This is a genomic window from Rhodoplanes roseus (assembly GCF_003258865.1).
GTDB lineage: Bacteria > Pseudomonadota > Alphaproteobacteria > Rhizobiales > Xanthobacteraceae > Rhodoplanes > Rhodoplanes roseus.
Genome location: NZ_NPEX01000060.1, coordinates 18,216 through 27,898, shown reverse-complemented (window position 1 = coordinate 27,898; position 9,683 = coordinate 18,216). Strand labels below are relative to the sequence as shown.

The 9,683-nt window shown below is 70.3% G+C and carries 8 protein-coding genes; 4 read left to right on the top strand and 4 right to left on the bottom strand.

The window, feature by feature from the left end:
- Positions 1-248 precede the first annotated feature (248 nt).
- Positions 249-1,448, bottom strand: a complete 1,200-nt coding sequence (locus tag CH341_RS11310) for an amidase (protein WP_111419130.1) — start codon at positions 1,446-1,448, stop codon at positions 249-251.
- A gap of 193 nt (positions 1,449-1,641) precedes the next feature.
- On the opposite strand from CH341_RS11310, the gene CH341_RS11305 reads away from it, so the two are divergent.
- Together CH341_RS11305 and CH341_RS11300 are read left to right on the top strand one after the other, a co-directional pair.
- Positions 1,642-2,034, top strand: a complete 393-nt coding sequence (locus CH341_RS11305; protein WP_111419129.1) for a hypothetical protein — start codon at positions 1,642-1,644, stop codon at positions 2,032-2,034.
- 64 nt (positions 2,035-2,098) lie between these two features.
- Entirely contained in the window at positions 2,099-3,967 is a 1,869-nt protein-coding gene (locus CH341_RS11300; protein WP_111419128.1) for a hypothetical protein, read from the top strand.
- Between the two features lie 30 nt (positions 3,968-3,997).
- On the opposite strand, the gene CH341_RS11295 is transcribed toward CH341_RS11300, so the two are convergent.
- Together CH341_RS11295 and CH341_RS11290 are read right to left on the bottom strand one after the other, a co-directional pair.
- Positions 3,998-4,480: a hypothetical protein gene (locus CH341_RS11295; protein WP_245430998.1), complete on the bottom strand. Its 483-nt coding sequence runs from the start codon at positions 4,478-4,480 to the stop codon at positions 3,998-4,000.
- 42 nt (positions 4,481-4,522) lie between these two features.
- Positions 4,523-5,044, bottom strand: coding sequence for a MarR family winged helix-turn-helix transcriptional regulator (locus CH341_RS11290; protein ID WP_111419127.1), 522 nt, complete (start codon positions 5,042-5,044; stop codon positions 4,523-4,525).
- Between the two features lie 98 nt (positions 5,045-5,142).
- Here CH341_RS11290 and CH341_RS11285 point away from each other — a divergent pair, with 98 nt between their 5' ends.
- On the top strand, positions 5,143-6,444 hold the full coding sequence (locus CH341_RS11285) for an RsmB/NOP family class I SAM-dependent RNA methyltransferase (protein ID WP_111419126.1): 1,302 nt from the start codon (positions 5,143-5,145) through the stop codon (positions 6,442-6,444).
- A 154-nt stretch (positions 6,445-6,598) separates the two neighbouring features.
- On the opposite strand, the gene CH341_RS11280 is transcribed toward CH341_RS11285, so the two are convergent.
- Positions 6,599-7,534 (bottom strand): leucyl/phenylalanyl-tRNA--protein transferase, encoded by a 936-nt coding sequence (locus tag CH341_RS11280; protein ID WP_170149575.1) that lies wholly within the window; start codon positions 7,532-7,534, stop codon positions 6,599-6,601.
- Between the two features lie 191 nt (positions 7,535-7,725).
- Here CH341_RS11280 and guaA point away from each other — a divergent pair, with 191 nt between their 5' ends.
- Positions 7,726-9,276: a glutamine-hydrolyzing GMP synthase gene (gene guaA, locus CH341_RS11275; protein WP_111419124.1), complete on the top strand. Its 1,551-nt coding sequence runs from the start codon at positions 7,726-7,728 to the stop codon at positions 9,274-9,276.
- Positions 9,277-9,683 lie beyond the last annotated feature (407 nt).

The following is a 9,683-nucleotide window of genomic DNA, read 5'->3' as shown; positions in this document are numbered from 1 at the left end:
CGGCCGGCGCCCGTGATGTGGGGGGCCGATCGGGCGCAAATAAGGTGCGCCCGTGGCGGGATTGGTTCGATCCCGGACAGCACGACGGCACTCTCGGCGAGCCTGGTTAGCGGATTGTTGAGGGGTCGGAGCGCGCTACCGCCGGCCTGATCACGAAGCCGCGAGCACGAAGCTCGCGATGCGTGGCGCGGGCGCAACGCCCGGCCGCGGCCGCCTTGCATACCAAGTGGACAGACGCGTGGCGGGCGCTACTCGGCGCCCGCTCCGACGAACGGGGCGAGCCGCACCGCGAGGTCCAGCAGCGCCTCGTCGCCGCCCGCCCAGCCGATGAAGGAGAGCCCGACCGGGCACCCGGCCAGCGTCCCCACCGGGATCGTGACCTGGGGCAGGCCGGCCATCCCGGCCGTGCAGGTGAGGCGCATCACCCGGACCCGGAACGACTCGAGCAGCTCCTGGGGGGCATCCGCGCGCGGCGCGATGCAGGGCACGGTCGGCAGCGCCAGCACGGTGCCGGGCTTCGCCACGCTGCGGATCCACGCGAACGCCGCCGCCTTCACGGCATAGGCCGCCTCCGCCGCGGCTTCGGTGACGGTCGCGGCGAACTCCATGCGCTCGCGCACGCCGGGTCCGAAGCGCGGCCGCCTGGTCTCGACGAAGTCGCCGTAGACGCGCCAGATCTCCCGTCCCTGGATGATCCGGAACGCCTCGCGCCACGGGTCGAATCCCTCCGGCGCGATCGCCCCGTGGGTCGCGGCGGGCAGGGTCCCAGACATGGTGTCGAGCGCGTCCTGCACCAGTGTCGCAACGTCCTCGTCGGCTTGGGTGAAGGCGTCGTCGAGCACGATCAGCTTCTCGATGCGGGCCGGTGCCGTGTGATGGTCGAGCAGCACCCGGCCGAGGGCGCGAAACACGCCCGGCGCCGTCGCCATCCAGCCGCCGACGTCGAAGGAGGGCGCCATCGCCATGGCGCCCGCGAGATCGACACGGCCGTGCGTCGGCCGGATCCCGTAGAGCCCGCAGAAGGCCGAGGGCACCCGCACCGAGCCGCCCGTGTCGCTGCCGATGGCGACGTCGCAGGCGCCGGCCGAGGCCGCCGAGGCCGAGCCGCTCGACGAGCCGCCCGGGATGCGCCCCGGGGCGCGCGGATTGAGCGGCGTGCCGTAATGGGCATTCACCCCGGCGACGCTGAAGAAGAACTCGTCGCACACCGTCTTGCCCGTGATGGTGGCGCCGGCCGCGAGCAGCTTCGCCACCACGGCCGAGTGGGCGGTCGCGGGCGGATGCGCCGCCAGCCAGTCCGGATTGCCGCCGCCGGTGCGCTCGCCGGCGATGTCGTACATGTCCTTCACGGCGACCGAGAGGCCGGCCAGCGGACCCGTGGACGCGCCGGCCACCGGCGCGGCGAGATCGTGCGGCACGAAAGCGGAGCGGAAGGTTTCGGTCGGCATGGCGGCTTTCGGGGTTTTGCGCGGGGAGGGAGCCTCGTCGATGATCCGGAACCCGGATGCTGTCAACCGAGCCGCCCCGCATCGCTTCCGTGCGGGCGGCGCGGGCCGGGCGACCCGTCTCGGCGGGATCGGGAACCCGCGCCGGCGCCCCGGGTTACCACGGGCAGCGCCGGTCCGGCGCCCGGAGTGCCCGATGTCCCTTCCGCTGGTGCTGACCCCGACCTTCGTCCTGGTCCTGCTCGCCTTCCTGCTGATGCTCTGCGCCGGCCGGGGCGGCGCCCGGATCGGCACCGTCGGACGCGGCGGGGCGGCCGTGTCGGGCTCCGGCTGCACCGTGGCGCTCGAGGAGCAGTACGGACTGCCGGTCCTGTTCTACGTGCTGACCGTCCTGTCGGTGCAGACCCGCCACGCCGACCTGGTCTTCGTGCTGCTCGCCTTCGTGTTCGCCACCCTGCGGGTGCTGCACGCCGTCGCCCTGGCCACCGGCCGCGGCGGCACCACCCCGGCCATGCTCCACGTCGCCAGCGCCCTCGTCCTCGCCGTCGCCTGGGGCATCTTCGCGGTGCGGATCCTTTTGGGGATTTGAACAGGCATAGACCTCGATCGGTTCGATCTGCTACTATTGCGAGCATATCACCGAGATTTCTCATATGCCGACGAAGCCGCCGCCGGACCTCGTCAGAGATTTGTTGTCGGAAGCTGGTGCTGCGATCCTCGACAAGACCAGGACCTTGTCGTCAGCCGCCGTACCCGAGGCGATCCGCGCGGCAGCCGAAGGTGTCGGCACCTCTCTTCCGGCGCGAGCCGACCTCGAGAATCTGAAGGCGCGCGGCAATGTTGCGCTCGACACGATCTGGTCGGGCCTTGCCTCGATCGGAGAGCGGGGCAGCGCCGGGTTTTCCCACGGATGGACCTGGATCGGACGTCAGGCCGAGGAAGCCCTGCGCTTCAGCGAGTCCGTGTTTTCCAACGTGGGCCGCGGCCGCTCGTCCGCCGAGGTCGAGGCGCTGCTCCAGGATGCCCTTCGGAAGCATGACGCACTGATCCGTGATCTGCAGGACCGGAACGCGGCTTCGACGGAACGGCTCACCTATCTCCATGGCCTTCTCGTCACGCTGGAACAGGCCATGCGGGGGCTCGTCTCGGAGGAGCAACCGAACGGCCCGGACCATCTCGTCGTGCTGGCAGCTCAAAGGCGGAGGCTCGACGCCGAAATTCAGGGGGCGAACCTAGCCGGTTCGATCGTCGAGGGTGACATCGAAAGGGCCACGGCGCTCGTCATCGCGGCGGCGGTCCAGCAGCGAATCTCGGCGCCCGAGCCGTCTCGGCAGGTGGCGAATAATGCATTTCCCCTACTCGTCCGGTCCTGGGATCAAATCCTCGCGGAGGCCCGAGCCGATTGCGATAATCGCTGCGTGTCTTTCGACAACCTGCTGACCGAGCAGGAACAGCGTGATGGGATCTCGCGTGTGGCGGCTTGGCGGGACGAGTTCGCGGCCCTGCATCATCTGACACCCGCCGACTATGCGACCGCCGGTGTCGCCGGGGTTCTGGCCGCACTTGCCGACATTTTTCTCGTGCGCGTGCCGCATCATCCTGGCTTCATGGGAATCGCCGGGTCGGATGGCGGGTGGCTGTCCAACGTGATCAAGGACGGCTTCGGTCAACTGCTTCCTGCGGATACGGTCCGGGGATTGGAGCGGGCTTATGCGGTCCCGTACGACGCCTCCACGAGCGTCCGGCTCCGCACGCCGATCGCGGGACTTGGGCCCCGAACTCACCGGCTGCATTCGTTGGGGCACGATCCATTGCTCGGCTGGTTTTTCGGCGTTCGGGATGTGCTTGCAGGCGGGTTCACGGCAATCGGAGCGGATGGTTCGATTGTCGTCCAGGCCGTGGACGGCTGCGATCCGGTGGAAGGGGCCCGCGGTGTGTTCGGCGGTCTGGCCGAAGCCCTCACGACCGTCGGAGGACACATGCTGTCCGATGTCGCCACGAGCGCGGGGCTTCCGCCGCCGTTGTTTGGTGCGTTCCAACTGCTCGACGGCGCGATGATCGGCGACTCCAGCATCGCCGAGATCACCCGAGCCATGTACCGTAGCGGCTACGACTTCCGGCATTTCCTTGCCGGCGGTGTGTGTGCCGCCGTTGTCGAGGTCGTGGTGCGCACCGCGTTTCTGGCACGTGATCTCCATGAGGGGCGACCGTTGGCGGAAGCCCTTCCGGTAGGGACGACACCCCGTCTGGGAACGACGCTGTTTCTAGCCCACGGGGTGGCCGCCGCGATCAATGGCGGGAAGGTCGCGATCACGGGCAATCCACTCGCCGTGAACTATGCCCAATGGCTCGCCTTCTTCCGTTATCTGGTGCCCCAGCTCCATTGGTTGCTCGTTCGGAAGCCGCGAGAAGAGCGAGCGTTCGTCGGTGCAAGGCTTGATTGCGGGTGGGCCGAGCTCGACAAGGACCTGGGCGAAACGTGGCGGCGGAGTTTTGCTTTCGAGCCGATGGCGCGTCTCTGAGGTCATCGGCGCTCGCGGGCCCGACGGGGTTCAGGCGGCCGCGATCTTCCGCCGTCCCGCGAGGGCGAGGCCGTCGCGGATGTTCCGGGCGATCAGGGCGAGATTGACCGGGCCGGCGAGCAGCTCGAGCGCCTGCACGGCCTGGAAGGTGGGGCCGAAGTCGCCGCGACCGGACAGCACCGCGAGCGTGACGGCGCACGGGACCAGGACCAGCACGCCGTTCGCCGCGATGACGGGCATGCGCCGCATCTTGGCGGCGATCACCGGGGTTTTGGCGCCGCCGGCGAGCCGGACTCCCGAGAGGCCGGTGACGGCGATCATCGGCACCAGCAGCAGGAGGCCCCAGGCGATCGTCTGCTTGACGGCCGTGACGGTGGCGAGGTCGGCGAACAGCTCGGACCACGCCGTGGTGGTCCAGAACACCAGGATCGTCACGAAGGCGGCGGTGCCGGCCAGGCCGTGCACGAGCGGGGGCAGCGCCGCCCGGGTCGGGCGGACGTCGGAAGCGGACATGTCTGTCTCCTCGGTGAGCGGAGCGGTTGCGCCCGGACCGGCTCAGTCCGGGTCTGGTGGCTCGGCGGCGGTGCTCTCGGTCGCGGCCGTGGTTTCGAGCCGCGCCAGCAGGGTTCGCATCACGGCGGTGGCGCCGACGATGTCGTCCGCCGTCACGCCGTCGGCGAGCAGGCCTTCGGCCAGCGCGTTCGACCAGCCGACATGGCGCAGGATGGCGGCGTCGTAGGCGGCGCGTCCCCGCGCCGTGAGGCCGACCAGCTTGGCCCGGCGGTGGTGCGGGTTGTCGGCGAAGCCGACCAGCCCCTCGGCCACCATCACGTCGACGACCCGCTGGACGGACTGGCGGGTGAGGCCCATGTCGCGCGCGATATGGGCGACCGGGGCGCCGCGCCCGGCCATCGCGATCGCGCCGAGAACCTGCCACCGCGCGCTGGTCAGGCCGATCGGTGCGACCAGCCGGTCGCCGCCGGCGAGCAGCCGGCCGTTGAGCCGGAAGGTCTCCAGCATCAGTGCCGTGAGGGCATCGCCCTCGGTGGTCTGGGTCTCGTGAAAGCGTCCTGACATGACAGTATACAATCATAACGACAGCATGCTGTCAATAAAGCGGCGTCGCGCCGCCCGTCGTGCTGGATATTCCGGGCCTGGTGTGGGAGAGGGGGCGCATGACTCCCGCTGCTCGCCTGTCCGCCGCCATCGACGTGCTCGCCGATATCGAGGCCCGCCGCCGTCCCGCCACCGACGCTCTCAAGGATTGGGGCCTCTCGCACCGCTTCGCCGGCTCGGGCGATCGCGCCGCCATCGCCGGCCTGGTCTACGACGCGCTGCGCCGGAAGGCCTCGGCCGCCCATCTCCTGGGCGAGCCGACGCCGCGCGCGGTCGTGCTCGGCATGCTCGCGCTGGACCGCGGGCTCGATCTGGAGAAAATCGAAAAACTCTTCGACGGCGGTCGCTTCGCGCCATCACCTCTGACGCAGGGCGAGCGTACGGCGCTGGCCCGGACCGGGCTCGAGGACGCGCCGGCGCATGTCGCGGGCGATTATCCCGAGTGGCTCGACCTGCCTCTCGCCCGGGTGTTCGGCGACGATCGGGTCGAGGAGGGTCGGGCGCTCGCCCACCGCGCCCCGCTCGACCTGCGCGTCAACACGCTCGCGGGCGACCGCGATGCCGCCGCCGCGGCGCTGTCGCATCTCAAGCCCGCTTTCACCCGGTGGGCGCCGGCCGGGCTGCGCGTGACCATCGGAGCCGAGCAGAAAAGCCCTCCCGTCCATGCCGAGCCCGCCTACATCAAGGGCCAGATCGAGATTCAGGACGAGGGCTCGCAGGTCGCGGCCCTGCTCGCCGGGGCGCGGCCGGGCGATCAGGTGATCGACCTGTGCGCCGGCGGCGGCGGCAAGACCTTGGCGCTCGCCGCCGCGATGGAGAACAAGGGCCAGCTCTACGCCACCGACCTCGACATGCGTCGGCTCGCGCCGATCCATGCGCGGCTGGAGCGCGCCGGCGTGCGCGACGTCCAGGTCCGTACGCCGCGGCCCGGCGTCGACGCGCTCGCCGATCTCGCCGAGCGGGCCGATCTCGTGGTGGTCGACGCGCCCTGCACCGGCACCGGCACGTGGCGCCGCAACCCCGACGCCAAGTGGCGGATGCGTCCGGGATCGCTGTCGGAGCGCGTCGCCCAGCAGGTCACCGTGCTGGACCGCGCCGCCGGCCTGGTGCGCCCGGGCGGCCGCGTCGTCTACGTCACCTGCTCGCTGCTGGCCGACGAGAACACCGACCAGATCCAGGCCTTCGTGACCCGCCATCCGGGCTTCTCACCGGTGCGGCCGGCCGACCTGGTGACGCCGCTCGGCGCCGCCGCGGCCGCGTTCCTGGACTCGGTGCTCACCTTCCCCGAAGGTCTTCTGATGACCCCCCGCCGCACCGGCACGGATGGATTTTTCGTGAGCGTGCTGACGCGGGAGGGGTGAGATCCCCGAATGCGTGCTCCGGACGATGCGCCGCCGGCCGGAGGCCGAATGCGTGGTGAGCCGGGGCGCATGCCACGACGGGGAGGCGCGAGATGGGTCCCGGTTCGCGTTGTGTCACTGCGTGACCCATCGCGCCCGGGACACGAGACTGTGCTCAGTCGTTCGCCGGCTCTTTCTTGCCCTTGGCGTCCTCGCCGCCCGGCTGCCAGGCCGCGACGGTCTTGAGGTCGGTCTCGACGGTCCAGCGGCCCGGCTTTCCGGGCAGGGCGGCGGCCTCGGCGACGCGGGCCCGGAACTCGGCGCGCGGCACACTGCGGAAGCCCATGTCCAGGATGGTCGGGGTCGGCCATTTGCCGTCGTCGAGCCGGAAGCCCCACTGCGCCAGGTGCCAGTGCAGCACCGTGAAGCCGATCTTCGACGTGTTGGCTTCGTGCGAAAACTGCGACTCGGTGAAGAAGGCGCCGCCGACCGCGACCCCGTAGCCGCCGCCGACCAGGGCGCCGGCCTCGTTCCACACCTCGAAGGAGTGGACGTGCCCGGCGTCGAACATGTCGCCGTAGAGCCGCATGATCCGCGGCGTGATCCAGGTGAGGTGCCAGCGGCCCTCGCGGCGCCCGGCGCAGGACGTGATGACGCCCTCGAAGTCGCGGTCGAACGTGACGGTGTAGCGGCCCTGGCGCATCTGCCGGCGCAGCCGCTTGGCGATGTGCAGCTCGTCCAGCACCAGGATGCAGCGCTCGGCCGGGGACACCCATTTCAGCGGCCCGAAATGGGCGAATGGGAACAGCCCCTCGCGGTAGCCGGCCAGCAGCGTCTCGACGCCCGGATCGTGGACGATGCCGCAGGTGCCGAACGGGTTGACGGTGCGGTCGGGGTCCGGAAGGCCGTCGGCCGGGTCCACGACGTCGACCAGCCAGAGGCGGGCGAGCCCCGGCAGGCTCCTGGAGCGCGGCGGCTTGAGCGCCCAGGCGGTGCCCAGCGCGATGCGCTGGAGCCGCTGGGCCGCGGTCTCCTGGAACAGGGCGCGGCGGCGTTCGCCGTCGTCTCCGGCGAGCCCGAAGGGCGCGGCGGCGGCCGTGGTCTGGCTCATGGGCGGGGTCTCGCTCGGCATGACAGGGGTCGCTCGACGCTGTGGCGGTCGGAGCCTGCTCGCCCGCATCCTGTCGGGTCCGCCTTTATGGACCGTTACGGGTGGGCCGCGCACCGGGTTGCCGCCGATTTCACCGTGGGTTGCGGCCGCTCCGGATTGCGGCGGAGCGCATGATCCGCTAACCCCCTGCCATGAAACACGACAAGATCCTCATCGTCGACTTCGGCTCCCAGGTCACCCAATTGATCGCGCGCCGGGTGCGCGAGGAGGGGGTCTATTCCGAGATCGTGCCCTACCAGAAGGCCGAAGAGGCTTTCGCCGCCATGCGGCCCAAGGGCGTGATCCTCTCGGGCGGCCCCGCCTCGGTGCTCGAGCCGGGCGCGCCGCTGCCGCCCCGGTCGCTCTACGACGCCGGCGTGCCGATCCTCGGCATCTGCTACGGCGAACAGGCGATGGCCCACCAGCTCGGCGGCGAGGTCGAGGCCGGCCACCACCGCGAGTTCGGCCGCGCCGAGGTGCAGGTCACCGACGAGTGCCAGCTCCTCGACGGCATCTGGACGGTCGGCGAGAAGTATCCGGTGTGGATGAGCCACGGCGACCGGGTCACCAAGGTGCCGGCGGGATTTCGGGCGGTCGGCACCTCGCCCAACGCGCCGATCTCGATCATCGCCGACGAGACGCGGCACTTCTACGGCACCCAGTTCCACCTCGAGGTGATGCACACGCCGCACGGCGCCCTGCTGCTGCGCAATTTCGTCCGCAAGGTCGCGGGCTGCCAGGGCGACTGGACGATGCGCACCTTCAAGGAGGAGGCGATCGACAAGCTGCGCGCCCAGATCGGCGACGGCAAGGTGATCTGCGGCCTCTCGGGCGGCGTCGACTCGGCGGTCGCCGCCGTGCTGCTGCACGAGGCGATCGGCAACCAGCTCACCTGCGTGTTCGTCGACCACGGCCTCCTGCGCCGCGGCGAGGCGAAGCGCGTGATCACGATGTTCCGCGGGCACTACAACATCCCGCTCGTCCACGTGCAGGCGCGCGAGCAGTTCCTGCAGGCGCTCGACGGCGTCACCGACCCCGAGAGCAAGCGCAAGATCATCGGCAAGGCCTTCGTCGAGCTGTTCGAGGAGGAGGCCAAGAAGATCGGCGGCGCCGAGTTCCTGGCGCAGGGCACGCTTTATCCCGACGTGATCGAGAGCGTCTCGGCGACCGGCGGCCCGTCGGTGACGATCAAGTCGCACCACAATGTCGGCGGCCTGCCCGAGCGCATGAACATGAAGCTCGTCGAGCCGCTGCGCGAGCTGTTCAAGGACGAGGTGCGGGCGCTCGGCCGCGAGCTCGGCCTGCCCGACGTGTTCGTCGGCCGCCACCCGTTCCCGGGCCCGGGCCTCGCCATCCGCTGCCCCGGCGAGATCACGGCCGAGAAGCTCGAGATCCTCCGCTACGCCGACGAGATCTACATCGAGGAGATCCGCCGCGCCGGCCTCTACGACGACATCTGGCAGGCCTTCGCCGTGCTGCTCCCGGTCAAGACCGTCGGTGTGATGGGCGACGGCCGCACCTACGACTACGTGGTCGCGCTGCGCGCCGTCACCTCCACGGACGGCATGACGGCCGATTTCTATCCGTTCGACATGAAGTTCCTCGGCCACGCCGCCACCCGCATCATCAACGAGGTGAAGGGCGTCAACCGGGTGGTCTACGACGTGACCAGCAAGCCGCCCGGGACGATCGAGTGGGAGTAGGGGGGTGCTGAGAGGCCATTTTCGATGGTCTCGCGGCGCGCGCTCATCGGCATCTACGAGCGGGTTCTCTCCGGTGAGGGGACCGTCTCGTTTCGTGACCTCGAAGCCCTTCTGGTCGCGCTCGGCTTCGTGCTGAAGGCGCAGAAGGGAAGCCATCGAGGCTGCTCGACGCCGGCACGACCGGGTCGTCCTCGACAGCACCAACCCGCTCGCCGAGGCGCGCCGGGCGGCCCTGGCGGTGAGGCTGGCGCTCGACCCGCGGCGCGCCCGAGACGCCGCGTCCTCGCCGGGTCGAGGTCATCGGTTCCAGGCCGCGAACGTGTGTTACAAAACAACCTCCGACTGTGTCTCGGCTCCCGGGTCGCTTCCAATGTGAGTTGGATGTTAATGTTCGACGACCCTCTATC